The organism is Paraburkholderia acidiphila, from assembly GCF_009789655.1.
GTDB lineage: Bacteria > Pseudomonadota > Gammaproteobacteria > Burkholderiales > Burkholderiaceae > Paraburkholderia > Paraburkholderia acidiphila.
The window spans coordinates 2,560,412-2,586,882 of the sequence record NZ_CP046909.1; the positions used below are offsets into that span (position 1 = coordinate 2,560,412).

23 protein-coding genes and 1 tRNA gene are annotated in these 26,471 nt (G+C 65.2%); 12 read left to right on the forward strand and 12 right to left on the reverse strand.

The window, feature by feature from the left end:
* Window positions 1-36: 36 nt before the first annotated feature.
* The 3 genes from fba to FAZ97_RS11600 form a co-directional block, all read right to left on the reverse strand.
* Entirely contained in the window at window positions 37-1,101 is a 1,065-nt protein-coding gene (gene fba, locus FAZ97_RS11590) for a class II fructose-bisphosphate aldolase (protein WP_028211757.1), read from the reverse strand.
* Between the two features lie 396 nt (window positions 1,102-1,497).
* Window positions 1,498-2,934, reverse strand: a complete 1,437-nt coding sequence (pyk, locus tag FAZ97_RS11595) for a pyruvate kinase (protein WP_158758558.1) — start codon at window positions 2,932-2,934, stop codon at window positions 1,498-1,500.
* A 435-nt stretch (window positions 2,935-3,369) separates the two neighbouring features.
* The gene (locus tag FAZ97_RS11600) at window positions 3,370-4,569 is read right to left on the reverse strand and encodes a phosphoglycerate kinase (RefSeq protein ID WP_158758559.1); all 1,200 of its coding nucleotides are present in this window, start codon (window positions 4,567-4,569) and stop codon (window positions 3,370-3,372) included.
* Window positions 4,570-5,064: 495 nt separating this feature from the next.
* Between FAZ97_RS11600 and FAZ97_RS11605 the strand changes: the two genes are divergently transcribed.
* The 6 genes from FAZ97_RS11605 (at window position 5,065) to FAZ97_RS11630 (ending at window position 10,109) form a co-directional block, all read left to right on the forward strand.
* Window positions 5,065-5,988 (forward strand): branched-chain amino acid transaminase, encoded by a 924-nt coding sequence (locus FAZ97_RS11605; RefSeq protein ID WP_158758560.1) that lies wholly within the window; start codon window positions 5,065-5,067, stop codon window positions 5,986-5,988.
* A gap of 60 nt (window positions 5,989-6,048) precedes the next feature.
* Window positions 6,049-6,243, forward strand: a complete 195-nt coding sequence (locus tag FAZ97_RS11610) for a zinc-finger domain-containing protein (protein WP_028211761.1) — start codon at window positions 6,049-6,051, stop codon at window positions 6,241-6,243.
* Between the two features lie 329 nt (window positions 6,244-6,572).
* A complete protein-coding gene (gene waaF / locus FAZ97_RS11615) occupies window positions 6,573-7,598 on the forward strand; it encodes a lipopolysaccharide heptosyltransferase II (RefSeq protein ID WP_158758561.1) in 1,026 nt (341 codons plus the stop codon).
* 332 nt (window positions 7,599-7,930) lie between these two features.
* Window positions 7,931-8,377: a nuclear transport factor 2 family protein gene (locus tag FAZ97_RS11620; protein WP_028205952.1), complete on the forward strand. Its 447-nt coding sequence runs from the start codon at window positions 7,931-7,933 to the stop codon at window positions 8,375-8,377.
* A 27-nt stretch (window positions 8,378-8,404) separates the two neighbouring features.
* The gene (locus tag FAZ97_RS11625; protein WP_158758562.1) at window positions 8,405-9,484 is read left to right on the forward strand and encodes a YheT family hydrolase; all 1,080 of its coding nucleotides are present in this window, start codon (window positions 8,405-8,407) and stop codon (window positions 9,482-9,484) included.
* On the forward strand, window positions 9,477-10,109 hold the full coding sequence (locus FAZ97_RS11630; protein ID WP_158758563.1) for a DUF2946 family protein: 633 nt from the start codon (window positions 9,477-9,479) through the stop codon (window positions 10,107-10,109). Before FAZ97_RS11625 ends, FAZ97_RS11630 begins: the two co-directional genes overlap by 8 nt.
* A gap of 8 nt (window positions 10,110-10,117) precedes the next feature.
* Here the strand turns inward: FAZ97_RS11630 and FAZ97_RS11635 are convergent, their stop codons facing one another.
* A complete protein-coding gene (locus FAZ97_RS11635) occupies window positions 10,118-11,917 on the reverse strand; it encodes a M48 family metalloprotease (protein WP_158758564.1) in 1,800 nt (599 codons plus the stop codon).
* Window positions 11,918-12,101: 184 nt separating this feature from the next.
* Between FAZ97_RS11635 and moaC the strand changes: the two genes are divergently transcribed.
* Complete coding sequence (gene moaC, locus FAZ97_RS11640) at window positions 12,102-12,581, forward strand: cyclic pyranopterin monophosphate synthase MoaC (protein WP_042266308.1); 480 nt, start codon at window positions 12,102-12,104, stop codon at window positions 12,579-12,581.
* A gap of 4 nt (window positions 12,582-12,585) precedes the next feature.
* A complete protein-coding gene (locus FAZ97_RS11645) occupies window positions 12,586-12,936 on the forward strand; it encodes a nucleotide pyrophosphohydrolase (RefSeq protein WP_158758565.1) in 351 nt (116 codons plus the stop codon).
* A 54-nt stretch (window positions 12,937-12,990) separates the two neighbouring features.
* Here FAZ97_RS11645 and FAZ97_RS11650 read toward each other — a convergent pair whose 3' ends face one another.
* The 8 genes from FAZ97_RS11650 to recA all read right to left on the reverse strand — a co-directional run bounded on the left by FAZ97_RS11650 (window position 12,991) and on the right by recA (window position 21,601).
* The gene (locus FAZ97_RS11650) at window positions 12,991-14,826 is read right to left on the reverse strand and encodes a PglL family O-oligosaccharyltransferase (protein ID WP_158758566.1); all 1,836 of its coding nucleotides are present in this window, start codon (window positions 14,824-14,826) and stop codon (window positions 12,991-12,993) included.
* Between the two features lie 99 nt (window positions 14,827-14,925).
* Entirely contained in the window at window positions 14,926-15,537 is a 612-nt protein-coding gene (locus tag FAZ97_RS11655) for a pilin (protein ID WP_158758567.1), read from the reverse strand.
* Window positions 15,538-15,670: 133 nt separating this feature from the next.
* Window positions 15,671-16,393, reverse strand: a complete 723-nt coding sequence (locus tag FAZ97_RS11660) for a TerC family protein (protein ID WP_158758568.1) — start codon at window positions 16,391-16,393, stop codon at window positions 15,671-15,673.
* A gap of 187 nt (window positions 16,394-16,580) precedes the next feature.
* Window positions 16,581-17,462 (reverse strand): succinate--CoA ligase subunit alpha, encoded by an 882-nt coding sequence (gene sucD / locus FAZ97_RS11665; RefSeq protein ID WP_069262862.1) that lies wholly within the window; start codon window positions 17,460-17,462, stop codon window positions 16,581-16,583.
* A 98-nt stretch (window positions 17,463-17,560) separates the two neighbouring features.
* Window positions 17,561-18,727 (reverse strand): ADP-forming succinate--CoA ligase subunit beta, encoded by a 1,167-nt coding sequence (gene sucC, locus FAZ97_RS11670; RefSeq protein ID WP_158758569.1) that lies wholly within the window; start codon window positions 18,725-18,727, stop codon window positions 17,561-17,563.
* A gap of 50 nt (window positions 18,728-18,777) precedes the next feature.
* On the reverse strand, window positions 18,778-19,473 hold the full coding sequence (locus FAZ97_RS11675; RefSeq protein WP_158758570.1) for a DUF2889 domain-containing protein: 696 nt from the start codon (window positions 19,471-19,473) through the stop codon (window positions 18,778-18,780).
* 119 nt (window positions 19,474-19,592) lie between these two features.
* Entirely contained in the window at window positions 19,593-20,372 is a 780-nt protein-coding gene (gene recX, locus FAZ97_RS11680) for a recombination regulator RecX (RefSeq protein ID WP_158758571.1), read from the reverse strand.
* A gap of 152 nt (window positions 20,373-20,524) precedes the next feature.
* Entirely contained in the window at window positions 20,525-21,601 is a 1,077-nt protein-coding gene (recA, locus tag FAZ97_RS11685; RefSeq protein WP_158758572.1) for a recombinase RecA, read from the reverse strand.
* Between the two features lie 235 nt (window positions 21,602-21,836).
* Between recA and FAZ97_RS11690 the strand changes: the two genes are divergently transcribed.
* The 4 genes from FAZ97_RS11690 to FAZ97_RS11705 all read left to right on the forward strand — a co-directional run bounded on the left by FAZ97_RS11690 (window position 21,837) and on the right by FAZ97_RS11705 (window position 26,417).
* Window positions 21,837-22,586, forward strand: a complete 750-nt coding sequence (locus FAZ97_RS11690) for a response regulator transcription factor (RefSeq protein WP_158758573.1) — start codon at window positions 21,837-21,839, stop codon at window positions 22,584-22,586.
* Window positions 22,587-22,598: 12 nt separating this feature from the next.
* Window positions 22,599-24,248, forward strand: a complete 1,650-nt coding sequence (locus tag FAZ97_RS11695; RefSeq protein WP_158758574.1) for a sensor histidine kinase — start codon at window positions 22,599-22,601, stop codon at window positions 24,246-24,248.
* Between the two features lie 322 nt (window positions 24,249-24,570).
* A complete protein-coding gene (locus FAZ97_RS11700; protein ID WP_158758575.1) occupies window positions 24,571-26,229 on the forward strand; it encodes an MFS transporter in 1,659 nt (552 codons plus the stop codon).
* Between the two features lie 111 nt (window positions 26,230-26,340).
* Window positions 26,341-26,417, forward strand: a tRNA-Met gene (locus tag FAZ97_RS11705).
* Window positions 26,418-26,471: the final 54 nt, after the last annotated feature.

Consider the following 26,471-nt stretch of genomic DNA (forward strand, 5'->3'; position numbering starts at 1 on the left):
CGCGACCGAAACGGCGCGCCTGTCACAGAGGCTCGCTTAGCGAACGATCTGCGCGAGTTCGCCCGACTTGTACTTTTCGGCGATCTTGTCGAGCGAGACCGGCTTGATCTTGCCAGCCTGGCCTTCGCAACCGAACGCGAGGAAGCGGTCCACGCACACCTTCTTCGCGGCTTCGCGAGCCGGCTTCAGGTAGTCGCGCGGGTCGAACTTCGACGGGTTCTGGTACATATAGCGACGGATCGCGCCCGTGATCGCGAGACGCAGATCGGTGTCGATGTTGATCTTGCGCACGCCGTGACGGATGCCTTCCTGAATCTCCTCGACCGGCACGCCGTACGTTTCCTTCATGTCGCCGCCGAATTCGCGGATCTCGGCCAGCAGTTCCTGCGGCACCGACGACGAACCGTGCATCACGAGGTGCGTGTTCGGAATGCGCGCGTGGATTTCCTTGATGCGCTGGATCGACAGAATGTCGCCCGTGGGCTTCTTGGAGAACTTGTACGCGCCGTGCGAAGTGCCAATCGCGATGGCCAGCGCGTCGCACTGGGTGAGCTTCACGAAGTCGGCGGCCTGCTCCGGATCAGTCAGGAGCTGTTCGCGCGTCATGGTGCCTTCGGCGCCGTGACCGTCTTCCTTGTCGCCCTTCATCGTTTCCAGCGAACCGAGCACGCCCAGTTCGGCTTCGACCGTCACGCCGATCGAGTGCGCCATTTCGACGACCTTGCGCGACACATCGACGTTGTACTCGTACGATGCGACCGTCTTGCCGTCGGCTTCTAGCGAACCGTCCATCATCACGCTCGTGAAACCGCTACGGATCGCGGCCATGCAAACTGCCGGCGACTGGCCGTGGTCCTGGTGCATCACGACCGGAATATGCGGATACGACTCGACTGCGGCTTCGATCAGGTGGCGCAGGAAGGGCTCACCCGCGTACTTACGCGCGCCGGCCGATGCCTGCATGATCACCGGCGAGCCAACCTGGTTCGCCGCTTCCATGATCGCCTGGACCTGTTCCAGGTTGTTCACGTTGAACGCCGGCAGGCCATAACCGTGTTCAGCCGCGTGGTCGAGCAGTTGACGCATTGATACGAGAGGCATTGTTGCTACTCCTTTGATTTGAAACGAATCCTTCTGCCGCCGGCTGTCTTCTGCAGCCGGTCGAGGGCGGCCTGGCGGCCGCCGCCCGCGTGACCTGCCGCGGGCTCGATGGCTTGATTTTATCGCGAAGCGGGTGCGTTCCCGGCGCCAGGCACGTAACTGGCATGAAAATGGCGTATCGGAGCGTCAAAACCGCGAGAAGGTGCAAAAAGAGTTGACAGCCCGCGCGCCTTTTCTACGGCGTACGGGCTGCAATTGCGGGGAAAAGACGTCTAAATGACACCGATCTGGCGCCGATCTGATACCAATGTGATACCAGTCGGCGCCAGCGGGATTTATTTTCGGGAATCTCGAAAATAAAGCGAAAAAAATCGCCAGAGGATTACAGCTCCGCAGTTACAGCACATCTCCGACGCGCACGATCTTGAGCGTGTTCGTGCCGCCCGGCTGCCCCATCGGCTCGCCCACCGTCAGCACGACCATATCGCCGCGCGAGGCGTAGCCCTTGCTCACCACCACTTCGATGGCTTGCTGCAGCGCCGTGTCGCGGTCGCTGCTGGTGTCCAGATGCAGCGGCGTGACATTGCGGTAGAGCGACATGGCGCGCTCGCTGCCCGCACGCGGCGTGAGCGCGAAGATCGGCACATGGGTCCAGTGGCGCGACATCCACAGCGCGGTCGACCCCGATTCCGTAAGCGCGACGATCGCCTTCGCGCCCAGGTGGTAGGCCGTGAACAGCGCGCCCATGGCGATCGACTGGTCGATGCGCGTGAAGGTACGGTCGAGGAAGTCCTTGTCCAGCTCGGACTGCTCCGACTTCTCGGCTTCCAGACAGATCGCGGCCATGGCCTCGATGGTCTGCACCGGGTACTTGCCCGCCGCCGATTCGGCCGAGAGCATCACCGCGTCCGTGCCGTCGAGCACGGCGTTGGCGACGTCCGAGACTTCGGCGCGCGTGGGCACCGGCGCGTGGATCATCGACTCCATCATCTGCGTGGCCGTGATGACGAGCTTGTTCGAGTCGCGCGCCATGCGGATCATGCGCTTTTGCAGCGCCGGCACGGCGGCATTGCCGACTTCCACGGCCAGGTCGCCGCGAGCAACCATGATGCCGTCCGACGAATCGAGAATTTCCTGCAGCGCCGGAATCGCTTCGGCGCGCTCGATCTTCGCGATCATCTTCGGCTTGATGCCGTAGGGCGCGCCCGCGATGTTCGCGAGCTGACGCGCCATTTCCATGTCGGTGGCGTTCTTCGGGAACGACACGGCGACGAAGTCCGCGCCGAGCGACATGGCCGTGCGGATGTCTTCCATGTCCTTCGCGGTCAGCGCGGGCGCCGTGAGGCCGCCGCCCTGGCGGTTGATGCCCTTGTTGTTCGACAGGTCGCCGCCCACACGCACGATCGTGTGGATCTCGCTGCCGATCACGCGCGTGACGTCGAGCACGAGCAGGCCGTCGTTGAGCAGCAGCACGTCGCCCTGCTTCAGGTCGCGCGGCAGGTCCTTGTAGTCGAGACCGACGCGCTCGTCATTGCCGAGCTCGCATTCGGCGTCGAGGATGAACGGGTGGCCCGGCTCGAGCACCGTCTTGCCATTCTCGAATTTGCCGACGCGAATCTTCGGGCCTTGCAGGTCCGCCATGATCGCAACTTCGCGGCCAGCCTGGCGGGCGCAGTCCCGCACCATTTCAGCACGCTGACGATGATCGTCGGCGGTGCCGTGCGAGAAGTTGAGGCGCACCACGTCCAGTCCCGCGCGGATCATTTTCAGCAGGATGTCCGGCGTGCTGGAAGCCGGACCGATGGTGGCGACAATCTTGGTGGCGCGATGCATGAGTCTCCTCGTCTGGATAGGATCGCTGGGAAAACCGTTGCTGCGAGAAGTGCTGGCCGGCTGCGCCGCGGGTGCGGACGCGCCGGAACGCGCACCGGGTGAACCCGGCGTCGCTTTCTTGGAGGGCGCCGCGGGGCTCACTTGAGCCGCGGCGCTTTTTACATGCGTAGTCGTCGTATTCGGTTCGGGCGTGGCTGTGCGCCCTGCCGGATTCTGTGCGGCTGTCGATTCAGCAGTCGACTGCGTCGCCGCAAGGTCCGTTTCAGCAGCGACAGCGGCGGCGGGCGTCGCGTGCGCCCGCGCCTCGTCTGTCTCTGCAGGGGGCGCTGCGCGCCCCGTCTGTTTTGCTGCGGCCCCGGCTGCGCTGCGCGACTTCTGTGCGGCAGCACGAGGAAGTGGGTTCGTGGCCTTCCTGGCCGGGGCGCGCGGCGCCACTTAGCCGGCCGCCCGCGTTTCGAGCACTTCCACCGCCGGCAGCTTCTTGCCTTCGAGGAACTCGAGGAAGGCGCCGCCGCCGGTGGAGATATAGCTGACCTTGTCGGCGATGTTGTACTTCGCGATGGCTGCGAGCGTGTCGCCGCCGCCTGCGATCGAGAACGCGCCCGAGTTGGCGATGGCGTCCGCGAGCGTCTTCGTGCCGTTGCCGAACTGGTCGAACTCGAACACGCCGACCGGGCCGTTCCACACGATCGTGCCGGCCTGCGCGAGCTGCGCGGCGAGCGCGTTGGCGGTGACCGGGCCGATGTCGAGGATCATGTCGTCGTCGGCGACGTCAGCCACGTTCTTCGTCTCGGCCTTGGCCGTCGGCGAAAATTCCTTGGCGGTCACGACGTCGGTCGGGATCGGCACCGAGGCGCCGCGCGCGCGCGCCGCTTCGATGATCGCCTTCGCATCGTCCACGAGATCCGCTTCGGCAAGCGACTTGCCGATCTTGAGGCCCGCCGCCAGCATGAACGTGTTGGCGATGCCGCCGCCCACGATCAGCTGATCGACCTTCTCGGCCAGCGACTTGAGGATGGTGAGCTTGGTCGAGACCTTCGAGCCCGCCACGATCGCGACGAGCGGACGCTTGGGCGCGCCGAGCGCCTTGCCGAGGGCGTCGAGTTCCGCTGCGAGCAGCGGACCCGCGCAGGCGATAGGCGCGTACTTCGCGATGCCGTAGGTCGTGGCTTCGGCGCGGTGGGCCGTGCCGAACGCGTCGTTCACGTAGATATCGCAGAGCTTCGCCATCTTTTGCGAAAGCTCGTCCGAGTTCTTCTTCTCGCCCTTGTTGACGCGGCAGTTTTCGAGCAGAACCACGTTGCCAGGCTCGACGTTCACGCCGTTTTCCACCCAGTTGGCGACCAGTGGCACGTCGCGGCCAAGCAGTTCTGCGAGGCGCTTCGCGACCGGCGCGAGGGAGTCTTCGGGCTTGAACTCGCCTTCGGTCGGGCGGCCCAGGTGTGAGGTGACCATGACGGCCGCGCCGGCGTCGAGCGCGGCCTTGATGGCCGGCACGGAAGCGCGCACGCGGGTGTCTTCGGTGATGTTGCCGTTGTCGTCCTGCGGCACGTTCAGGTCGGCGCGGATGAATACGCGCTTGCCCTTCAATTTGCCTTCGGAGATCAGATCGGAAAGACGCAGAACCTTGTTCATGGGCATGTCATCTTGATGGTGGGAAGGCGGTGGCAAGGCGATGCGGCGCCGCGGGCCTGATTCTGGCGCGGCAAGACGTGCTCAACGGCACGGCGCGGGATCCGGTTCGAACGCTGTCTCGGGTCGCTGCTCCGGGTCGCTGCTCGTCGCTGGCACGAGCCGGCATCGAATTGCGAGATCGGTATTTTAGCTGATAGCCAGGATGATCTGAGACGTGTCCAGGCGAATCTCCCGTATTTGGGCAGACGCTGCTCGCCAGGTGGCCTTTCGCGGGTTTTGCTGCATCGCAGCATGCGTGCGGGCTGAAAAAAATTAGCCGCAAGCACCGCGAAGCGACCCTAAAATCGCCCGAAAACCCCGCCCCGCGCGCCCGCGGGCGCGCTGGCAGGCGTCAAATGACGCTAAAATAATCGTCTTTGCCAACCGCAGCCACGCGGCGCGCGGCGAAGCACGCTGTATCAGCCCGATATTTACTGCACTTGTCTGGAGAATCGTATGTCAATGGCCGACCGCGACGGCAAGATCTGGATGGACGGCAAGCTGATTGATTGGCGCGACGCCAACATTCACGTGCTGACTCACACGCTGCACTACGGCATGGGTGTTTTCGAAGGCGTACGCGCCTACAAGACCGCCGGCGGCAGCACCGCCATCTTCCGCCTCGCCGAGCACACCAAGCGTCTGCTCAACTCGGCCAAGATTTTCCAGATGGACGTGCCGTTCGACGCGAAAACGCTCGCCGACGCACAGCTCGAAGTCGTGCGCGCGAACAAGCTCGAGTCGTGCTACATCCGCCCGATCATCTGGGTCGGCTCGGAAAAGCTCGGCGTTTCGGCCAAGGGCAACACGATTCACGTGGCCATCGCCGCGTGGCCGTGGGGCGCGTATCTCGGCGAAGACGGCCTCGCCAAGGGCATTCGCGTGAAAACGTCGTCGTTCACGCGTCATCACGTGAACGTGTCGATGGTGCGCGCCAAGGCTTCGGGCTGGTACGTGAACTCGATCCTCGCGAACCAGGAAGCCACCGCCGACGGCTACGACGAAGCGCTGCTGCTCGACGTCGACGGCTATGTGTCGGAAGGCTCGGGCGAGAACTTCTTCCTCGTCAACAACGGCAAGCTGTATACGCCGGACCTCTCGTCGTGCCTCGACGGCATCACGCGCGACACGGTCATCACGCTCGCGCGCGACATGGGCATTCAGGTGATCGAAAAGCGCATCACGCGCGACGAGGTCTACACCTGCGACGAAGCGTTCTTCACCGGCACCGCCGCCGAAGTCACGCCGATCCGCGAGCTCGACAACCGCACCATCGGCAGCGGCTCGCGCGGCCCGATTACGGAGAAGCTGCAATCGGCCTTCTTCGACGTCGTGTCGGGCAAGAACGACAAGTACGCGCACTGGCTCGCGAAGGTCTAAGAAAGAAAGGTTCGGGCGCGCCAACGCCTGGCCCCCACAGCTACACAGAGAATCGTCCTCATGAGCGAAATCAAGGAAATGCCGCTGGTCGAACTTTCGGCCAAGGATCTGCCCGCTTACTGCCCGAATCCGTCGATGCCGCGCTGGAGCAACCACCCGCGCGTGTTCCTCGACGTGACGCACGGCGAAGCGAAGTGCCCGTACTGCAGCACGCGTTACAAGCTGCGCGAGGGCGAGGTCGTCCACGGCCACTGACGCGTCGCGAGGCTCGCGCCCGAACGGCGCGAAGCCGCGTTCGCGCCAGTTTCGTTCGTGCGGGCATGGCCGCCTGGTGAAGACACATCACTCGCGCGGCATTCCCCGTGCTTCACTGCCCGCAGCGCGCCGCCATGAAAACGGCGGCGCGCTGCGGGCACATCGCCACGAAGCACCAGGCTGCATCCTGCGCTAACGCCCGCCGGCACGCCGGCGGAACGTCGCGCTAACCGCTTCGTCGAATTAACCGTGTTTCACGCGAGCGCCCCGATTTCCTCAAAAGGGGCAAGCCGCGTGCAACCTTTACCCTCTCCGGACCCTGACTCCTGATGCGCCGCGCGCTGGTAATCGCACCGAACTGGATCGGTGACGCACTGATGGCGCAGCCGCTTTTTTCGCGGCTCGTGAAACTGCACCCGCGCATTCAGATCGATGCGCTCGCGCCAACCTGGGTTGCGCCCGTACTCGAGCGCATGCCCGAGATTCGCGACGTCTACGCCACCGACCTCGGCCACGGCAAGCTGCAGCTGCTGCGCCGCTGGCAACTGGCGGGCGATTTGCGCGCCGAGCGCTACGACGCCGCCTACGTGCTGCCCAATTCGCTCAAATCCGCGCTGATCCCGTGGCTCGCCAATATCGGGCTGCGCATTGGCTATACGGGGGAGAACCGCTATGGCCTCTTGAACGTGCGCCATGCGAATCCGCCGAAGGACGAGCGCCCGCCCATGGTCAGGCACTACGCCGCGCTCGCCTACGCGCCCGGCGCAACGGTGCCCGACGACCTGCCGATGCCGCGCCTCGAGTCGGACCCGAACGAGGCGTCGCGCGTGTCGGCGCGCTTCAATCTCGATACGCGCGTGCCGCTGCTCGTCTTCTGCCCCGGCGCCGAGTACGGCCCCGCCAAGCGCTGGCCGCCCGAGCATTTCGCGGCGCTTGCGAAGATGGTGGGCCAGTCGTTCCCGTACACGCAGATCGTCGCGCTCGGCTCGCCGAAGGACGCCTCGCTCGCCCAGGCGATTGCCGATCGCGCGCCGAACGTGCGCAACCTGTGCGGGCAGACCGCGCTCGGCGAAGCATGCGCGCTGATCTCGCGGGCAAACGCCGTGGTGACCAACGATTCGGGCCTGATGCACGTGGCCGCCGCGCTGCGCCGACCGCTCGTCGCGCTGTACGGGTCGACGGATCCGCGCCACACCCCGCCCTTGTCCGAGCTTGCAAAGGTACAATGGCTGCATCTCGAATGCAGTCCCTGCTTCGCGCGCGAGTGTCCGCTCGGTCATCTGAACTGCCTGCGCGAACTGAGCCCGGAGCAAGTTTTTGGCGATCTGCGCGGCATGCTGCTCGGGCAGAGATAGAGACAGGGGCCACAGACCTCGACAGCCGGCGCTGGGCGGCTCTGTGTGCCGCCCGCCACGCTGAAAACGTCGCGCACGCAAATGGATGTGCGCCACGCAACGGACGCCACGCGCGTTGCGCGCGCCCAATAGAGGCATCGAGGCGCGGGAGAGACCGAAGCGCCGCATCGGAGCACGTCACAGGGCTGTCTCGCGAAAGCGGCATGCTCGCGGCATCTTCGCGGCAAGCGCGCGCCAAGCAGCGAAAGACGCGAAGCGACGCAACCGATCATCCGCCAACCCGCGCCAGGTACACGCCGAGTGCAACACCGGGCGCATAAGACCAACGAGCCATGCCACGTTTTGCCCACATCTTCGAAGCCGCCGCGGACACCCTCAACGCGTACTACCAGGCCGTCGCGGAAGTCAACATCGACAGCTTGATGGGTCTGTGGATCGATGAAGAATTCGTGAGCTGCATCACCGCGGAAGGCGCGCATCTGCACGGCCTGTCGAGCATCCGCGCGGGCCTCGCCGCGCAGCTCGAAGCGGCGCCGGTGTCGATCGAGCCGCTCGATATCCGCGTGTACGACAGCCTCGGCACCGTGGTCTACGCGATCGTGGAAGCGCATCGTCCTGTCGATCCCAGCGCGATTCCCACCATGGTCTTCACGACCTATGTGATGGTTCACGAACGCGGCGAGTGGCGTATCGCGCACATTCACGCGAGCCGCATGCCGGACGACGCAGCGACCCAGTTCTCGGCCAAATTGCGCCACGGCCAGGGCGCGCTGCACTGAAATAAAGGCGTAAAGCAGGGGGCAGTCATGAGTACCACCGATGACACCAGCAAGCCTGGCAAGGCGGCCCGCGTCGCCGCCGCGCTCGAGGCCCAGGCTGTCCTGCTCGGCGCCCACTACGATACCGACTACCGCGCGCCGTTCTGGCTGCCCGGTGCGCACATCCAGACCATCGTGCCGGCGCTCTTCTCGCGCCTGCCCGCGCCCGCCTACCGGCGCGAGCGATGGGACACGCCCGACGGCGACTTCATCGAAGTGGACTGGCTGGACGGCAAAAGCGCCGGCGCGAATTCACGCAACGCGCATAATGCCCCACTCTTCGTGCTGTTCCACGGCCTCGAAGGCGGCTCCAGTTCGCACTACGCGCGCGCGCTCGCCGCGGCGGCGCACGCGCGCGGCTGGCACGCGGCGATCCCCCACTTTCGCAGTTGCAGCGGCCCGTTGAATCTCCTGCCGCGCTTCTACCATCTCGCCGATTCCGCCGAAGTCGACTGGGTCCTGCGCCGCTTCGCCGCCCGCCACGCCGGGCCGCTCGTCGTCGCGGGCGTGTCGCTCGGCGGCAACGTGCTGCTGCATTGGCTCGCGCAGCGCCGCGAAGACGCCGCGATCGTCTCGGCCGCCGCCGCGATCTCCACGCCGCTCGACGTGCATGCGGGCAGCGAAATGCTGACGCAGGGCTTCGGCATGATCTACACGCGCAGCTTCCTGAAAACGCTGAAGGTCAAGGCGCTGCAGAAACTCGAGCAGTATCCCGGTCTCTTCGACGCACAAGCCGTGCTCGCGAGCCGCACGATGTACGAATTCGACAATGTCGTGACGGCGCCGCTGCACGGTTTTCGCGACACCCACGACTACTACACCCAGGCGACGATCCGCCCGAAGCTCGGCGAGATCGTCGTCCCCACGCTCGTGCTGAACGCGCGCAACGATCCGTTCCTGCCGGGCCGGGTGCTGCCCGCGCGCCATGAAGTGAGCGCCGCCGTCGAACTCGATCAGCCCGCGCACGGCGGCCACGTCGGCTTCATGACGGGACCGTTCCCCGGTCGCAGCGACTGGCTCGCGCAGCGCGTGTTCACTTATCTCTCGCCTTTCGTCTCTCATGGATGACATCGTCAAACAGGCGCTTGCGCGCTGGCCCAACGTCCCGCATTGCACGGGCTGGCTGATGCTCGACGCACGCGGCAACTGGCGCATGCGCGACGAGGCCGCCCAGGCGCAGAACGCCCCCGGCACGGCGATCCGCCACGAAGCGCTGCTCGGCTTCATCAACCGCAATTACGAGCGCGATGAACAGGGCCAGTGGTACTTCCAGAACGGGCCGCAGCGCGTGTATGTCGAACTCGAATACACGCCGTGGATCGTGCGTCTCGCCGCGGCTCACGACGGCGGCGATGGCGCACTGACGCTGACCGATCAGGGCGGTCAAGCGTTCGAGCCTGTGGCCGCCTACCTCGACGAAGCGGGCAGCGTGATCTTTGCCGATGCGAGCACGCCGCCACGCGCGGCGCTACTGCACGATCACGACCTCGACCTCTTCACCGACCACGCCGCGCTCGCGGACGACGCCCACAGCGGCACCTTCCACTGGCGCGCGGGCGCCGCGCTGCCGCTGCAGCCGATCCAGCACGCCGACGTGAGCGCGCACTTTGCCTTCGTGACGAGCCCAGCACGCGCCGAGCGCGAAGCGCAGTTAGCGGAACATAGCGGCACGCCGCCTACACCCGGGAACTGAGCGCCGGCTCAGCCGCGGCCCTCATCCTTCTCGTCCTGGCGCTCCTGCTTGTAACGCGCCTCGAAGTCGTGCAGGCGCGCTTCGATGGTCGACAGATCGTAGTAGCCCACCGATTTCATGTCGCGCGCCTCCTTGAGCTGACGGATGGCCGAGGGCCACGCGCCGTCGAGCGCGAGCTTCTCCGCCATCGCCCGATGCTGCGTGAGCGCGTCGCCGAGTCCTGCGCTCGCCTGCGCCAGATAAAGCCACCATGCGTCTTGCTGCGGCTCGGCCTCGGTCTGGCTGCGCGCGAGCGTCTGCGCCTCCTTGAAGCGGCGCGCCGCGATCAACGCCTGCAGCAGCGCATCGGTGGCCGCGTGGGCGTCCGGCCATGCCTTGTGCGCGGCCTCGCCTAGCCGCACGGCGTCGTCGAGCCGGCCCGAGCGGCGCGCGATATCCACGGCGAGCACGTCGAGACTCGGCGAGCTGCGTGTTTTGCTGCCGTCTGCGGCCTCGAACTGCGCGAACGCCGCGCGCGAATTCGCGAGCGACGCCGAGGCATCGTCGTAGCGCTCGAGCAACATTTGCGCGTAGGCAATGCCGTACCAGTTCGCGGCGACGTTGAGCGCCGTGCGGTCCTCGATTTCCGAGCGCAGGCGCGAAACCTCGTCGATGTACTCGTTGCGCGTACGGTCCTGCAGCACACGCACGCGCGCGCGGACGAAGCCGTACTCGGGCGCCTGGCGAGGCTGCCGGTAAGCGGCGCGGCGCGCGCGGTCCTGCATGTCGGCGATGCGCTCGCCGGTGAGCGGGTGCGTGCGCGCGTAGGCCGGCACGCCGGTGTCCTCCATCGAACTGCGCTCGAGCCGCTCGAAAAACGCCACCATGCCCCACGGGTCGTAGCCCGCGCCCGCGAGCAGCTGAAAGCCCACGCGGTCTGCCTCGTGCTCCGCGGCGCGCGAGAAACGCAATTGGCTGTCCACGGCATACGCCTGGCTGCCGAGCGCAATCCCGGCGCCGAGGTCGCCGCTATGCGCGAGCACGCCAGCGAGAATGCCGAACAGCACGCCCGCCAGCGCCGCGAGACCGGTACGCTCGCTCTGCGAAAGCATGCGCGCGATGTGCCGCTGCAAAACGTGCCCCATCTCGTGACCGAGCACAGAGGCGAGTTCGGATTCCGTTTGCGTGACGACGATCAGCCCCGAGTTCACGCCGATGAAGCCGCCTGGCAGCGAGAACGCATTGATCTGGCTGTCGCGGATCGCGAACAGATCGAAGTCGGGCCGATAGCCGCCGATGAACTGCGCACTCGCGGCCGCCGCGAGGCGCGTGGCGACCGAATTGAGGTAGTCGCGCACGAGCCAGTCGCCGATATAGTCGGGGTCGCGGCGAATCTCGCGCATGACGCGCTCGCCGATGCGCCGTTCGGCCTGCGGCGAGAGCGCGCCGCCCGAGCCGTCGCCGAGATCGGGCAGTTGCGGCACCCAGGCGGGGGCGCGCACGCTGGTGTTGCCGCTCGCGGAAGATGCGCCGGATTGGCCCGCTGCCGAAAGGCGGCTCTGCGCGCCGCCGTAGGTGCCGAACACGCCCTGCGCGATCGAGGCGGGGATGACGGGGTCTGCTGAATCGTCGAACGGGCCGCTGACGAGTGCGGGTGCCGCACTGGGCGCATTCGGCGCGGGGCCGGAGGGCGCCGGGGCGGGCTTTGTGCCTGCTGGCGAAGCCGCGCCGAGATTGAGCACGGCGGCATTCGACGCCTGCGCGTACGCTTGCGGGGAGACCGCGAGCGACGCACACAACCATGCAGCAAGCAGCCGTTTCAGACGCATTGATGACAGGATCGGGGAATGCGGAACACCGGCGCGGCGGCGCGCCCCGTGCGGACCGCCTGCGCTCGCGTGTGCTAACCGGTTGATTGTAGCCCGGCTTACAACCCTTGCGGCCAGGCAAGACACGCAGAAAGCGCTGCCTGCCGCACTGTTAAGATAGGTGCCCCTCAAGGAAGAATCCACCATGCCCGAACTCACGCATTTTGACGCTGCCGGCGACGCCCACATGGTCGACGTTGGCGGCAAGGCAGAGACGAAGCGCATTGCGCTTGCGAGCGGCACGATCCGCATGTTGCCGGAAACCTTCGCGCTGATCCGCGACGGCCACGCGAAAAAAGGCGACGTGATCGGCGTTGCGCGCATCGCCGCGATCCAGGGAGCGAAGCGCACCTCGGATCTGATTCCGCTGTGCCACCCTCTCGCGATCACGCGCGTGAAAGTCGACTTCGCGCTCGACGAAGCGCTGCCCGGCGTCCACTGCACGGCGCAGGTGGAAACGCTCGGCCGCACGGGCGTGGAAATGGAAGCGCTGACCGCCGTGCAGGTCGGCCTGCTGACCGTCTACGACATGTGCAAGGCGGTGGACCGCGGCATGACGATCACTGACGTGCGCGTGCTGGAGAAGCACGGCGGGAAGTCGGGCGATTGGGTGGCGGAGCGCTGAAACCATGACTCTCGACGAACTGCGCGCACAGGTTCTGGCGTTCCGCGACGAGCGCGACTGGCAACAGTTTCACACCTTGCGCAACCTGATCGTCTCCACGAGCATCGAGGCGGGCGAGCTGCTGGAAACGGTGCAGTGGAAGACCGACGCGCAGATCGACGCCCTGCTCGCCGATCCCGCGCAACTCACGCACCTCAAGCACGAATGCGCGGATGTGTTCATCTACCTTCTGCTGGTCGCGCATACCGCGGGGATCGATCTGGTCGATGCGGCAGCCGAAAAGCTCAAGCTGAACGCACAGCGCTACCCCGTGGAGAAGGCGAAAGGCAGCGCCGCGAAATACTCCGAGCTTTGATAGTCAGCGGTACCGCGCAGCACGCGGTACCGCTTGATGGACGAGCCGTGGGGCTTAGTCGTCCGAATCGTCCTCGTCGTCTTCTTCGACCGACTTCGCCGGTGTCCCGTATTTCTTGACGAGTTGCGCCTTGAAGTCCGCCAGCGTGGGCTGCTCGTCGAGCAGGCCATGGAGCGAAGCGAGCTGGGTCGGCCAGTCGTGCAACTCCGTGGCGAAAATGCGCAGGCGCTCCACCGTATCGAATGCGCCCGCCGTATCGCCATTCAGCGCCTGCAACACGGCGTAGCGGCGCAGCACGGTCTCGCCGGGCAGCAGCGCAATCGCGCGCTGGTGCGCATAGAGCTTGCTCGAAAGGCTCGCGGAATTCATCGGCAACAGCGTCGCCATGCCGTAGTCGCCCCATGCGCCGAACAGGCGTGAAGGATCGTCGCCGTAGTCGCGAGCCGGATGCTGTCCGTAGTAGAGCACCTCGGCGCGGTTGTAGTCGCGCAGCACCGGGTACAGCGCCGCGACGCCGCCGAACACGACCACCGCATACACGCCGAGCGAGACGCGCGACGGCACACTACGCAGCGGTTTCGTCTCCAGCAGGCCGAAAACGAACATCGCCGGCAGCAGGAAGAACATGTATTGCTGCGGATACTCGACGAGCGCGTGCATGACGAGCACGCCGATCAGCATGAAGCCGAACACGCGCTCGGCGGTGTGCGGTGCGCGCAGCCCGCGAACGAACCACGCGACGAGCCCGATCACGACGATGGCAAGGCCGACGGCGCCAGTCTTCGCGAGCAGGTCGAGGAAGATATCGTGCGCGTTATTGGCGATCTCGACGCCGCCAAGCGAGCGAACCAGCTCGAACTGATGCACCGGGAAATCGCCCCAGCCGACACCCAGCACCGGATGCGACTTGAACATCGTCCAGCCGTAGCGCCACAGCGCGAGGCGCGGCGCGATCTGGCTGGCGTCCTTCATGCGCTCGGCGGCCGACTGTGCAAGGTCCAGGCCATAGTGGACGTTGGCCCAGCGCACGAACGCATTCATGCCGAAAAAGATCAGTACGAGCACGACCGGAATGATCCAGGCGCGCACGCCACCGGCTTTCCGATCCAGGCCCGCCGCCGACGCCCGACCTTCCACGCTACGCCCCTCGCCTGCTTCGCTGCGGCAGCCCGTGAACGCGATCCACAGGCCCGCGACGAAAATCACGCCCATCTGCAGCCATGGCCCGCGCGACACCGTGAGCGCGAGGCCACCTGAATAGATCGCGGTCAGCACGCCCCAGAGCAGGACGTTCAGACGCCGCGTGAGCGCGAGGTACATCGCGCCCGCCATCGCAAAGGCGATATACGTGGCGAGGTGATTGGCCTGCGCCATGTTGCCGAACGGCCGTCGATCCACCGTCACGTTGTACGCGACCACGAGCGGCGTGACCTTCGTTTCCAGATGAAAGAGCTGGATCACCTGGCTGAACACGGCGAAAAGGCCGCCGATCTGCAGCGCGAATGCTCCCCACACGAGCGCCGACCGCATGAGGCGCGCGCGCGTGATGGTGTAGCCAGCGTGCGTCGCCAGGAAGGCGGCGAGCAGGTAGCCCGCGCCGAGCCAGTTCATCGAGGGCTCGGCGAGCGGCAATGCGAACGTCTGCACGATCAGCAGCAGGCCGAAGAAAAGCGGCACGAGCGCGACCGTGGGCGACGCGAAGCCCTCGCCCGAACGCGCCGGGCGAACGAGCAACAACGTGGCAGCACCCATCAGCACATACAGTGTCAGTGCAACGAATTCCGCGTAGAACGTCGGAATCGGATAGGTGTGGTTGACGACCGCATAGGGCAGCGTCAACGCGAGGGCCAGCAAGACGAACGTAAGGTAACGCGCAAAATTGGAAGGCATGGTTGGGCGGGGCCGTTCAGCAACCGGGCACTATACAAAACTTTTCCCCCGCTGTGCGAGTGCGGCCGGTTCGACCGCCCCCGCACCCACGCGCAATCCCTACGCGCGGCACTCGGGCGGCGCGAGATTGCCGGCCAGCGTTGCGCCATCCACGGGCGACGGGCCCGCGCCGGGTGCGCCGAGAGACGACGCCGTCTTGCCCGCTGCGAAGCACTCCCACGTGAGCGTGCCACCCTGCACACTCCCCTGTGCGAGCGCGACGCGCGCGGTAGGCGCTTCAGCGTTGTCGGGCACGGAAGGCACGAGCACGATCGTATTGCTGCCCTCGGGCGCCACGCGCGAGGTGAAGGCGATTGTGATCTGACCGGTCGTATCGTCGATATGCAGCGACTCGACGTTGCGCGTGGCGGGCGGCACCGTGTAGCCCGCGCCGAACGCGTTGCCGCTCGCGGCGTTCTCCGCCACGGCAAGCCGCGCGGAAGCCGCGAGCGAGAGGCCCTCGCCCACGCGGCTGCGGGCGAGGTAATCCTGATAGGCGGGGATGGCGTAAGCGGCGATCACGCCGACAATCGCGAGCACGATCATCAGTTCGATCAGCGTGAAGCCGCGTGCAGCCCAGCGGGAAGCAACGCTTGCGAGGCGCGAAAGCCGGGCGAAACATGCGTAGCCGTTGCCAGGCGGCGGGCTCATGGGAAATGCAGATACGGTCATTGTCAGGGCTCCTGAAACGAGAAACGCCTGCTCACAGTCGTGAACAGGCGTCTTGATCGTATCGGCGGCCCGGTTTGCGCATCAGTCGGCCAGATGGCCTAGGCGCAATGGCGCAGCGATGTGTGCTCAGTGCTCAGTGGGATTGCGGCCCTTGCTCCGCGTGGCGGCGCGCATTGCGGCGCCTGAGCCACGACCCGAGCGCGACCACGAACACCGCCCCGGCCACACACATGCCGTACTCGGCCACGGGCGTATCGAGCAGCGGCCAGCGGTCGCCGGCGGGATCGTTGATGATGAGGCCACCCGCGATCCAGCCGAGCAGCGCCGCGCCGAGCGTGATGATCACCGGGTAGCGGTCGAGCAGCTTGAGCACGAGCTGGCTGCCCCACACGATGAGCGGAATGCTCACCATCAGCCCGAAGATCACGAGCGCGATGCGATGTTGCGGATCGGCGGATTCGGCCGCACCAGCGATTGCGACCACGTTGTCGAGGCTCATCACCGCGTCGGCGACGATGATCGTCTTGATCGCGCCCATCAGCTTGTCGGCAGGCTTCACGTTGGCGTGCTCGAGATGACTGGGCGCAAGCAGCCGCACGCCGATCCAGAGCAACAGCAGGCCGCCCGTGAACTTGAGGAACGGCACGTTCAGCAGCACCACTGCGAAGGCGATCAGCACGACGCGCAGCGCGATCGCGCCAGCGGTGCCCCACAGAATGCCGCGCATACGCTGCTGCGCAGGCAGGTCGCGGCAGGCGAGCGCGATCACCACGGCGTTGTCGCCGCCGAGCAGGATGTCGATGACGATGATCTGGATGACAGCGCCCCAGTGGAGCGTCGCGAAAAACTCGAGCATGGAAACGAAGACTCAGCCGGAATACAGGATGGGCGGCTCAGGCGGCGCGCCAAATAAAAAAGCGAGGAGGCCATGACTGGCTCCCTCGCTTTTTGTTCGGAAACCTCGTGAAAGGATTCCGCAAGCATATCAAAAAACGCTGGCCGCCCGCGCATACATGATGCACGAGCGGCAGTGTATTTCGAATTTACAGCATCGCCTTCAGCAGGCGGCCCATTTCCGACGGATTGCGCGTGACCTTGATGCCGCACGCGTCCATGATTTCCAGCTTCGCGTCGGCCGTGTCAGCACCGCCCGAGATCAGCGCGCCGGCGTGGCCCATGCGCTTGCCCGGAGGCGCCGTGACGCCCGCGATGAAGCCGACGACCGGCTTCTTCATGTTGTCCTTGATCCACTCGGCGGCATTGGCTTCGTCCGGACCGCCAATTTCGCCGATCATGATCACGGCGTCCGTATCCGGATCGTCGTTGAACATCTTCATAACGTCGATGTGCTTCAGACCGTTGATCGGGTCGCCGCCAATACCGACTGCCGACGACTGGCCGAGGCCGATCGCGGTCAGCTGGGCAACCGCTTCGTACGTCAGCGTGCCCGAACGCGACACGACGCCGATGCGGCCCTTACGGTGGATGTGACCCGGCATGATGCCGATCTTCAGCTCGTCCGGCGTGATCGTGCCGGGGCAGTTCGGGCCGAGGAGCAGCGTCTTGCGGCCTTCGCGGCGCATACGGTCCTTCACTTCGATCATGTCGCGGACGGGGATGCCTTCCGTGATACAGATCGCGAGATCGAGGTCGGCCTCGACGGCTTCCCAGATCGCAGCAGCAGCGCCTGCCGGCGGCACGTAAATGACCGAAACGGTCGCGCCGGTCGCATCCTTCGCTTCACGCACGTTCGCGTAGATAGGAATGCCTTCGAAATCTTCGCCGGCCTTCTTCGGGTTCACGCCAGCGACGAACGCTTCGCGGCCGTTCGCGTACTCACGGCAAGCGCGGGTGTGGAACTGACCGGTCTTGCCGGTGATGCCCTGCGTGATGACCTTGGTGTCTTTGTTGATCAGAATCGACATGTATTGACCTCTGTTCGTTTGGCGTTATGCGTCGCGCCAGACCGCTTCTTGCGTTGCGGTGTTCGCGCCGGCACCCCGCCATTCGTGTCCGGTGAAAATTACTTGCCTTCGGCAGCTGCGACAACCTTCTGCGCAGCCTCTTCCATGCTGTCTGCCGAGATGATCGGCAGGCCCGAATCGGCCAGCATCTTCTTGCCGAGGTCCTCGTTCGTGCCCTTCATGCGCACGACGAGCGGCACCTTCAGGTTCACGGCCTTCGAACCGGCGATGACGCCTTCCGCGATCACGTCGCAGCGCATGATGCCGCCGAAGATGTTCACGAGGATCGCCTTCAGGTCCGGGTTCTTGAGCATGAGCTTGAACGCTTCGGTGACCTTCTCGGTCGTCGCGCCACCGCCGACGTCCAGGAAGTTCGCCGGCTCGCCGCCGAACAGCTTGATGGTGTCCATCGTCGCCATTGCGAGGCCTGCGCCGTTCACGAGACAGCCGATGTTGCCGTCGAGCGAGATGTACGCGAGGTCGAACTTGGAGGCTTCGATTTCAGCCGGATCTTCTTCGTCCAGATCGCGGTACGCGACGATTTCCGGGTGACGTGCCAGCGCGTTCGAGTCGAAGTTGAACTTCGCGTCGAGTGCGGTCACGGTGCCGTTGCTCGAGACGTTCAGCGGGTTGATTTCAGCCAGCGACGCGTCGGTTTCCCAGAATGCCTTGTACAGGCCCTTCAGGACTTCACGCGCTTGCGGAATCGAAGCAGCCGGCACGCCGATCTTGGCGGCGAGGTCGTCAGCCTGGGCGTCCAGCAGACCCGTCGACGGCTCGACGATGACCTTGTGGATCAGCTCCGGATGCTTTTCGGCGACTTCCTCGATGTCCATGCCGCCTTCGCTCGAACCCATCAGAACGATCTTCTGCGACACGCGATCGACGACGAGGCTGACATACAGTTCCTGCTTGATGTCAGCGCCTTCTTCGATCAGCAGACGCTTGACCTTCTGGCCTTCCGGACCGGTCTGGTGCGTGACGAGCTGCATGCCGAGGATCTGGTTCGCGTATTCGCGGACCTGCTCCAGCGACTTCGCAACCTTCACGCCGCCGCCCTTGCCGCGGCCACCCGCGTGGATCTGTGCCTTGACGACCCAAACCGGACCGCCCAGCTCTTCAGCGGCCTTGACCGCGTCATCCACCGAAAACACCGGGATGCCGCGCGGGACGGCGACTCCGAATTTCCGCAGGATTTCCTTACCCTGGTACTCGTGAATCTTCATGCGTGATTCCTTCAGTCTGAGAGTTGGAGTGAACTTCGATTCCGCTGTTGTTATTCATGCGAGACAGCGTCGGCCCTGCCCTCTTGGCCCGGGCTCCGGCTGTCGCGCACGCTGGGGGTTTCAGCGCCGCGCTCTATTGAACGCGGCACATGGCCATACCAGCGCGGATAAAACTGCTTCACCGCCTCCCCGTCGAACCGCAGCGCATGGCAGCGGCCAAGCTGGAAGGGCGGCTTTTCACCGGCGGCCTCATTGCCTCCGGCGGTCTTGCCGTGTTCCGGTCCGGGCGCTTCACCCGGCGAGCCATTCGATGTGTCCCACACTGCTCCAACGAACGCCTGGATCGCAGCGGTCGGCAATACGCCCAACATTTCTGTGAGATGCGTGCAGCCAGCCGTGCCGGCGAGGAGCCGGCCCGCTTCGCGGCGGAAGTTCTGGAGGAGATTGAGCCCGATAAGGGCCCGATAGGCAGGATTAGCGCTCTGGCACTGACCGTCGTAAGGCACCCAGTCGGACGACGCTTCGGCGTCGACGACGTTGAGCTTGCGATCGATCGTAATGCGCAGCCAGAGTTCATGGATCGGCAGACCATTGGGCCGGACACCGGCGGCGAGCGGCACGTCGCGTGGCTTGTGGTCGGTCAGGCACGCGTCGATGTCCCACAGGCCGTCTTCGCGCTCATAGGCAACCGCCCGGATGGCGCGCTGATGGCGCAACTGGCGGGGCACGGGCGGAGAAAGCGGCATGCTAAAGGTAAGACCGGATTGGAAAACCTCGCGATTTTAACATACCGGGTATTTGAGACAGCCGCGAACACACAGGCCGGGCGTGGAGATGTCTGCGCGGAATTTTCGGGACGGCCGGGTCAACTGTCGGACCAGTCTTCCTCGATTCCCTTGAGGATCTTGCCGATGATCGACATCGAGAAGCCGCGCGCCGCGAGAAAGCGCGCCTGGCGCGCACGTTCGGCGGGCGTCTCGGGCAACTGGCCGTACTTTTTCTGCCAGACCGTGCGGGCGCGCGCAAGCTCGGTCTCGCGCAGTTGCGTGCTCACCTCTTCGATGAGCGCTTCGCCCACCGCGTGGCGCTTGAGTTCGCTGACGATACGGCCTGCCCCCACGCGCGCCGCGCGCCGGTGCACGACGCTTTCGGCAAAGCGCGCGTCGGAGAGCCAGCCTTCGCGTTCGAGCGAATCGAGCAGCGCTTCGAGTGCGTCGGCGTCTTCGGTGTATGGCACGAGCTTGCGCGAAAGTTCGGCGCGGCTATATTCGCGGCGCGAAAGATAGCCAAGCGCGCGGCCCTTGAGGGAGCGCTCGGGGCGCTGCTTTGCCGTGGACGACTTTTCGCGTTCGCTCGCGCGCGCGGCGCGGGTGGCCGAGCTGCGCTCATATTGATCGGCTTGCGGTGCGCTGGATTCGCGCGCTGTTTCGCGAGGTTCACGGCGGGAGCGCTTGAACGATGTTTCGAACGGCTGCTCTGCCGACGCGTTTGCCGCCGACTCATCGCCCCCGCCGAAGAAGGCCTCAAACGGCACTTCGAAGACCGCGCCGCCATCGTCGCTGAGATCGGCGGGAGAAGAATACGCAGCGCCAGAATGTGCAAAGCCGCGCTCGCCCGCTTGGGCGTCGCGGCTTGAGCGGCTCATGCGTGAGTCAACAGGCTCCACGGCGGGACGCCGCTCGGCGCCCCGATCAACAGGCGAACCCGCACGCGAGTTAGCCTGATCGCCGGAAGGCGAGGACGTAGGTGACCCGCCCTTGCGCATCAGCTTGCCTTATCTACGAGAGCCTGGAGGACTTACTCTTCGCCTGCGACTTCGACTTCGCCCGAATCGCTGACGCCGTCCGGCATCGCGCTCACGCCAAGCGATTCGCGGATGCGGTTTTCGATCTCACGAGCGATATCTGCGTTCTCGCGCAGGAATTCGCGTGCGTTGTCCTTGCCCTGGCCAATGCGCTCGCCGTTATAGCTGTACCACGCACCCGCCTTGTCGACGATCTTGGCCTGCACGCCGAGGTCGACGATTTCGCCCTGACGCGAAATGCCTTCACCGTAGAGAATGTCGAACACGGCTTCGCGGAACGGCGGCGAGACCTTGTTCTTTACGACCTTCACGCGCGTTTCGCTGCCGATCACTTCGTCGTTCTTCTTGATCGAGCCAATGCGGCGAATGTCCAGACGCACCGACGAGTAGAACTTGAGTGCGTTGCCGCCCGTGGTGGTTTCCGGGTTGCCGAACATCACGCCGATCTTCATGCGGATCTGGTTGATGAAGATGACCATGCAGTTGGTCTTCTTGATCGTGCCGGTGAGCTTGCGCAGCGCCTGCGACATGAGACGCGCCTGCAGACCCGGCAGCGAGTCGCCCATTTCACCTTCGATTTCGGCCTTCGGCACGAGCGCCGCGACCGAGTCGATCACGATCATGTCGATCGAGCCCGAGCGCACCAGCGCGTCGGTGATTTCGAGCGCCTGCTCGCCCGTGTCCGGCTGCGAGATGAGCAGTTCAGGCACGTTCACGCCGAGCTTGGAAGCGTATTGCACGTCGAGCGCGTGTTCCGCGTCGATGAACGCCGCCGTGCCGCCGAGCTTCTGCATTTCGGCGATCACCTGCAGCGTGAGCGTGGTCTTGCCCGACGATTCCGGACCGTAGATCTCGACCACGCGGCCGCGCGGCAAACCGCCCACGCCGAGCGCGATGTCGAGGCCGAGCGAACCGGTGGAGACTACCTGGATGTCCTCGACCGCTTCGCCGTCGCCGAGTCGCATGATCGACCCCTTGCCGAACTGCTTTTCGATCTGCGCGAGCGCGGCGGCCAGCGCCTTGCTCTTTTCAGCAGTCAGCCCAGCCGAGCCTTTCTTGCTATCTTCCATGAATCGTCCTTTGCTATGATGAACGGCGTCTCGTGACCATGCGCACGCCTTATTCGGGCTAATGCACACGAACGCAGACACTGTATAAAAAAACAGTGGTTTTGGCAAGCCTTTCTGGCGATCCAGAACCGCGAATTTCGGGAGACCGCCGCGCGTCGCCTGGCCGTGCCTTCAAAGACGCGGCGCGGCGCGGGTGTACGAGGTCAAAAGGCCTCGAAGGCGACGCTGGCGCAACATGCGAATCCTCATTGCCGAAGACGACAGCATACTCGCGGACGGGCTCGTAAGATCACTCCGCCAATCGGGCTATGCCGTTGATCACGTGCGTAGCGGCGTGGATGCCGATACGGCCTTGTCGATGCAGTCGTTCGACCTCTTGATCCTCGATCTGGGCCTGCCGAAAATGCCGGGCCTCGAAGTGCTGCGCCGCTTGCGCGCGCGCAATTCCAACCTGCCCGTGCTGATCCTCACCGCCGCCGACAGCGTGGACGAGCGCGTGAAAGGCCTCGATCTCGGCGCCGACGACTACATGGCCAAGCCCTTCGCGCTCAACGAACTCGAAGCGCGCGTGCGTGCGCTCACGCGGCGCGGTGCGGGCGGCGGCCCGACCGTGGTGCGTCATGGCGCGCTCTCGTACGACCAGGTGGGACGCATCGCGCGCATCAACGACCAGGTGCTCGATCTTTCGGCGCGCGAACTGGGCGTGCTGGAAGTGCTGCTGCAGCGGCTCGGGCGGCTCGTCTCGAAGGAACAGCTCGTCGATCACCTGTGCGAATGGGGCGAGGAAGTCAGCAACAACGCCATCGAGGTCTACGTGCACCGGCTGCGCAAGAAGCTCGAAACAGGGGGCGTGCGCATCGTGACCGTTCGCGGACTCGGCTACTGCCTCGAAAAGGAGGCGAAGGAAGCGCCGCCGGGCGGGCGTGCCGAGACCGGCGCACCCGACGCCACGCCGGCGATGCCCGCCAGCCACTATTTCAAATAGGCGGGATCGACGATGGCCGGGCGTCCTCCTATCGCGCGCGCCGTGCCGCCCAAGGGCGCCGCGAGCACCGCCGGCGAAAGCACCGCCAGCGCATCGAGCGCGTCCGCATTCACGGCCGACGCCCTCGATGACGACGCGCGCGACGCCCGCTACGCCAACCCGTTCGCCCCGCCCGACGAAGCCGAAGCCGCCGCCGAGGCGCGCCCGCGCTCGCTTTTCGGCGAGATTCTCGACTGGATGCTCGCGCCATTGCTGCTGCTCTGGCCGATGAGCATCGCGGTCACGTATCTCGTGGCGAAGTCGATCGCCAACGGCCCCTTTGACCGCGCGCTCGAAACCGACGCCTACGTGCTCGCGCGCCAGATCCAGCCCGTGAACGGCGTGGCCGAACTCTCGCTGCCCGCCTCCACGCGCGACTTCCTGCGCGCCGACAACGTCGACAGCGTGTTCTACCAGGTGCTCGGCAGCCGCGGCGAGCTGATCGGCGGCGAGCGCGACATGCCGCTGCCGCACGACGACGACCGCCCGCCGCCCGGTCTCGTCGAGTTCCGCGACGACACACTGCGAGGCATCGACATCCGCGTCGCCTATACAACGGTGGAGCCCACGCACCCGAGCGCCGGCGACCGGCAAGGTCAACCGGTGCTCGTGCAGGTCGCGGAAACGCTCGATAAGCGCCGCCAGCTGGCCAACGACATCATCAAGGGCGTGATCCTGCCGCAGTTCGTGATCCTGCCGCTCGCGATCCTGCTCGTGTGGTTCGGCCTCTCGCGGGGCCTCGCGCCCTTGCACGCGCTGCAGTCGAACATCCGCATGCGCCGCCCCGACGATCTTTCGCCGCTCGAAGCGCGCCGCGCACCGCCTGAAATCGAGCCGCTCGTCACCTCGTTCAACGACCTGCTCACGCGGCTCGAACAGAACATGGAGCTGCAAAAACGCTTCATCGCCGACGCCGCTCATCAGATGAAGACGCCGCTCGCGGGCCTACGCACCCAGGCCGAACTCGCGCTGCGCCAGGACGCGCCCGCCGAAGTGCACCGCTCGCTCGAGCAGATCGCCACGAGCTCGGAGCACGCCGCGCGGCTCGTCACGCAGCTGCTCGCGCTCGCGCGCGCGGAAAACCGCATGTCCGGGCAGATCTTCACGCCGGTCGACGTGGCAGACGTGGCGCGCCACGCCGTGCGCGAGTGGGTGCAGCCGGCGCTCGCCAAACAGATGGATCTGGGCTACGAAGGCCCCGAAACGGTGTACGGAAGCGAGGAAGATCAGGAAGTCACGGCGGCGCGGGTCGAAGTGGACGGCAACCCGGTGATGCTGCGCGAGATGCTCTCGAACCTCATCGACAACGCGATCCGCTATACGCCCGCCGGCGGACGCATCACCGTGCGCGTGCGGCCGGAACCCGCGGCGGGCGTGGTCCACCTCGAAGTGGAAGACACGGGTATGGGCATTCCGCCCGCCGAGCGCGAGCGCGTGCTCGAGCGCTTCTACCGCATTCTCGGGCGCGACGGCGAAGGCAGCGGGCTCGGCCTTGCGATCGTGCGCGAGATCGCCACGATGCACGGCGGCACGCTCGCCATCGACGATCACGTCTATCAAGACACGCCGCGACTCGCCGGGACGCTCGTACGGGTAACGCTGCGGCTGCGCGCGCAAGCCTGAGCGGCTTCGCCGCCGCTCAGGCGGCAAAACCACCCGAAAACTGACGGATCGCGTCAGAAAACCGGGATGGGACTTACCCTTATCCGTTACGCAATATGCAAACTAAAACTCGCGCGTTAAGAGACGTTGATTGCTCGATGCATGAGCTTACCGGTTTGTTAAACGAATATAACCGATTAGACCCCACTCCGACGCTTGCCCCAGAAACCCACACGCGCGTCAGAAGCCCGTAAGTTTCCATTCCAATAATGCTCCGCAGGACCGCGGGTCTTTAGTGTCGCCTGCCCGACGGACCACACGCATATCAATATTGGAGACATCTATGGCAACCGTTGGCGGACAAGTCTCGCACGCGCCGATGACCAGCGACGAAAAACGCGTGATCTTCGCGTCGTCGCTCGGCACCGTGTTCGAGTGGTACGACTTCTACCTGGCCGGCTCGCTTGCGGCCTTCATCAGCAAGAGCTTCTTTTCCGGCGTCAATCCCACGGCCGGCTTCATCTTCACGCTGCTCGGCTTCGCGGCCGGCTTTGCCGTGCGCCCGTTCGGCGCGATCGTGTTTGGCCGGCTCGGCGACCTCGTGGGCCGCAAGCACACGTTCCTCGTGACGATCGTCATCATGGGTCTCTCGACCTTCGTGGTCGGCTTCCTGCCAGGCTACGCGGCGATCGGCATTGCTTCGCCGGTGATCTTCATCGCCATGCGTCTGCTGCAGGGTCTCGCGCTCGGCGGCGAGTACGGCGGCGCCGCGACGTATGTCGCTGAACATGCGCCGCCCGGACGCCGTGGCTTCTACACCTCGTGGATCCAGACGACCGCCACGCTCGGCCTCTTCCTCTCGCTGCTCGTGATCCTCGGCGTGCGCACCTTCGTTGGCGAAGAACAGTTCGCTGCATGGGCGTGGCGCATTCCGTTCGTCGCCTCGATCCTGCTGCTCGCCGTTTCGGTGTGGATCCGTCTGCAACTCGACGAATCGCCGGCGTTCAAGCGCATCAAGGCAGAAGGCAAGGTCTCGAAGGCGCCGCTCACGGAAGCGTTCGGCCAGTGGAAGAACCTCAAGGTCGTGCTGCTCGCCCTCTTCGGCCTCACAGCCGGGCAGGCCGTGGTCTGGTACACGGGCCAGTTCTACGCGCTCTTCTTCCTCACGCAAACGCTCAAGGTGGACGGATCGAGCGCCAACATCCTGATCGCGCTGGCGCTGTTGATCGGCACGCCGTTCTTCCTGTTCTTCGGCGCGCTTTCGGACAAGATCGGCCGCAAGCCCATCATCATGGCTGGCTGTTTGATCGCGGCGCTCACCTACTTCCCGATCTTCAAGGCGATCACGCACTACGCGAACCCGGCCCTCGAAGCCGCGACGCAGCGCGCACCGATCGTCGTGATCGCGAATCCGGACGAATGCTCGTTCCAGTTCAACCCGGTGGGCACCTCGAAGTTCACGAGCTCGTGCGACATTGCCAAGAGCGCGCTTTCGAAGGCCGGCCTGAACTACGAGAACGTGGCCGCGCCGGCAGGTACGCTCGCGCAGATCAAGGTGGGCGATACGACCATTGACACGTTTGATGGCCGGGCGCCGGGCGCGAAGGAAGCCGGTGCGACGTTCGAGAAGACGCTCGCGGCCACGCTGAAAGCGGCGGGCTATCCGCTCAAGGCCGACCCGGCACAGCTCAACTGGCCGATGACCGTGGTGATGCTGACGATCCTCGTGATCTTCGTGACGATGGTGTACGGGCCGATCGCAGCGATGCTGGTGGAGATGTTCCCCACGCGCATCCGCTACACCTCGATGTCGCTGCCCTATCACATCGGCAATGGCTGGTTCGGCGGCTTCCTGCCGGCGACGGCGTTCGCGATCGTGGCGGCGCGAGGCGATATCTACTCGGGCCTCTGGTATCCGATCATCATCGCGCTCGGTACCTTCGTGATCGGCATGCTGTTCGTGCGGGAAACCAAGGACTCGGATATTTACGCGCAGGATTGAGGCTGTGAGCGCCGCCGCGCGGGGCTTCTCGCCCAGCGGCGGCCTTCTCTGCAAAAAAGATGACGAAGGGGGTTGACAGCTTCGGACCGAGTCGCGATAATTCTTTTCTTCGGCGAATTAGCTCAGCCGGTTAGAGCGACGGAATCATAATCCGCAGGTCCGGGGTTCGAATCCCTGATTCGCCACCAGTTGCAAAAGAAAGCCGCTGTTCTCACGAACAGCGGCTTTCTTCATTTCTGCGC

Bases quoted from the DNA above. Each gene is read 5' to 3' on its own strand.
- FAZ97_RS11690 (WP_158758573.1), top strand. From the start codon at position 21,837: ATGCGAATCCTCATTGCCGAAGACGACAGCATACTCGCGGACGGGCTC.
- sucD (WP_069262862.1), bottom strand. From the start codon at position 17,462: ATGTCGATTCTGATCAACAAAGACACCAAGGTCATCACGCAGGGCATC.
- pyk (WP_158758558.1), bottom strand. From the start codon at position 2,934: ATGCATCGCGCCACCAAGATTGTCGCCACCATCGGTCCGGCTTCCAGC.
- FAZ97_RS11635 (WP_158758564.1), bottom strand. From the start codon at position 11,917: ATGCGTCTGAAACGGCTGCTTGCTGCATGGTTGTGTGCGTCGCTCGCG.
- FAZ97_RS11675 (WP_158758570.1), bottom strand. From the start codon at position 19,473: ATGCCGCTTTCTCCGCCCGTGCCCCGCCAGTTGCGCCATCAGCGCGCC.
- FAZ97_RS11605 (WP_158758560.1), top strand. From the start codon at position 5,065: ATGTCAATGGCCGACCGCGACGGCAAGATCTGGATGGACGGCAAGCTG.
- FAZ97_RS11645 (WP_158758565.1), top strand. From the start codon at position 12,586: ATGACTCTCGACGAACTGCGCGCACAGGTTCTGGCGTTCCGCGACGAG.
- FAZ97_RS11695 (WP_158758574.1), top strand. From the start codon at position 22,599: ATGGCCGGGCGTCCTCCTATCGCGCGCGCCGTGCCGCCCAAGGGCGCC.
- waaF (WP_158758561.1), top strand. From the start codon at position 6,573: ATGCGCCGCGCGCTGGTAATCGCACCGAACTGGATCGGTGACGCACTG.
- recA (WP_158758572.1), bottom strand. From the start codon at position 21,601: ATGGAAGATAGCAAGAAAGGCTCGGCTGGGCTGACTGCTGAAAAGAGC.
- FAZ97_RS11600 (WP_158758559.1), bottom strand. From the start codon at position 4,569: ATGAACAAGGTTCTGCGTCTTTCCGATCTGATCTCCGAAGGCAAATTG.
- moaC (WP_042266308.1), top strand. From the start codon at position 12,102: ATGCCCGAACTCACGCATTTTGACGCTGCCGGCGACGCCCACATGGTC.
- FAZ97_RS11650 (WP_158758566.1), bottom strand. From the start codon at position 14,826: ATGCCTTCCAATTTTGCGCGTTACCTTACGTTCGTCTTGCTGGCCCTC.
- FAZ97_RS11660 (WP_158758568.1), bottom strand. From the start codon at position 16,393: ATGCTCGAGTTTTTCGCGACGCTCCACTGGGGCGCTGTCATCCAGATC.
- FAZ97_RS11700 (WP_158758575.1), top strand. From the start codon at position 24,571: ATGGCAACCGTTGGCGGACAAGTCTCGCACGCGCCGATGACCAGCGAC.
- FAZ97_RS11610 (WP_028211761.1), top strand. From the start codon at position 6,049: ATGAGCGAAATCAAGGAAATGCCGCTGGTCGAACTTTCGGCCAAGGAT.
- fba (WP_028211757.1), bottom strand. From the start codon at position 1,101: ATGCCTCTCGTATCAATGCGTCAACTGCTCGACCACGCGGCTGAACAC.
- sucC (WP_158758569.1), bottom strand. From the start codon at position 18,727: ATGAAGATTCACGAGTACCAGGGTAAGGAAATCCTGCGGAAATTCGGA.
- FAZ97_RS11620 (WP_028205952.1), top strand. From the start codon at position 7,931: ATGCCACGTTTTGCCCACATCTTCGAAGCCGCCGCGGACACCCTCAAC.
- FAZ97_RS11655 (WP_158758567.1), bottom strand. From the start codon at position 15,537: ATGACCGTATCTGCATTTCCCATGAGCCCGCCGCCTGGCAACGGCTAC.
- FAZ97_RS11630 (WP_158758563.1), top strand. From the start codon at position 9,477: ATGGATGACATCGTCAAACAGGCGCTTGCGCGCTGGCCCAACGTCCCG.
- recX (WP_158758571.1), bottom strand. From the start codon at position 20,372: ATGAGCCGCTCAAGCCGCGACGCCCAAGCGGGCGAGCGCGGCTTTGCA.
- FAZ97_RS11625 (WP_158758562.1), top strand. From the start codon at position 8,405: ATGAGTACCACCGATGACACCAGCAAGCCTGGCAAGGCGGCCCGCGTC.